Genomic DNA, 959 nt, shown 5'->3' with positions numbered 1-959 from the left:
TACCTCAGGTTAATATGCTGAGTAAATTATGCATAGGTAGCATTAATATTGGTATGTGGGTTTAATTGCGCGCTTACTGCTAGACACGTCCTTTTTGTTTATAAAGGTTAATGGGGGCACTGGAATATTTGGTGGTCAAAAAAAGAAAATTATATCTTTTATTGGCTCTCCTTCAGAGTTCACGCCGGGTCATGTATTTAACAAATTTATTATCGCACTAACGGCAATTAATAATATCTACCGTGGCTAGCTAAATACATAACAATCACTTGCAGTCTGACTGCCAGTGCAGAGTAGTTCTTGCACATCATTCTAAGGTGTTTATGAAAAAGATAATATTTTTGGTTCCAGCATTTTTCTTCTTTAGTGCATGCTCAAGTATGTCGCCAATACAAAAAGAAAGTGAAAGCAGTTCACATTTTGACGGGGCTGTGTATGAAGGAAAAGACTTTTATATTTCAGACGAAGAAATTCAAGGTGAAAGATATAGAATCTTTCATCAGGCATCTACTGGTTTTAGTGGAACATCAGGAATTAGAAGATCTGCGACTAAAAGAGCAAATGATTTTTGTCGTAAACAAGCTCATAATAAAAAGATGTTAACCGTTTCAGAACACACTGCAGCCCCACCATATATCTTTGGTAATTTCCCCAGAATAGAAATAATTTTTGTGTGTATTGATAAAGAAGAAACTCTAACAGCGATTGCTGTGGCTGATAAGTATGATCGTTTAACTAAAATTAAAGACCTTTTAGATAGCGGTGTTTTAAACCAGAAAGAGTTCGAAATAGAAAAGAAAAAAATATTGGCTGAGAAGTAACATTTAACAATAGGGTAAGGTTACCAACGACCGTAAGTAGCACTTTAGCGAAGTCCGCCTAGAGCGATGAGCAGACACTGAAAAAGTTAAATTGAGGATGTAACTAATTTTGTGTAACTGCCTATCATTATTTACTCT

General features: G+C 35.5%; 1 protein-coding gene. It reads left to right on the top strand.

Annotated elements, in window-relative coordinates:
- The first annotated feature begins 323 nt into the window (after window positions 1–323).
- The gene (locus AAEY55_RS18080; RefSeq protein WP_086994376.1) at window positions 324–821 is read left to right on the top strand and encodes an SHOCT domain-containing protein; all 498 of its coding nucleotides are present in this window, start codon (window positions 324–326) and stop codon (window positions 819–821) included.
- Window positions 822–959: the final 138 nt, after the last annotated feature.

The sequence above is a fragment of the Pseudoalteromonas sp. 120-MNA-CIBAN-0494 genome, from assembly GCF_040308885.1.
Taxonomy (GTDB): Bacteria; Pseudomonadota; Gammaproteobacteria; order Enterobacterales; family Alteromonadaceae; genus Pseudoalteromonas; species Pseudoalteromonas nigrifaciens.
Note: the sequence above shows the minus strand (reverse complement) of the source record. Positions and strands in the feature narration are given on the sequence as shown.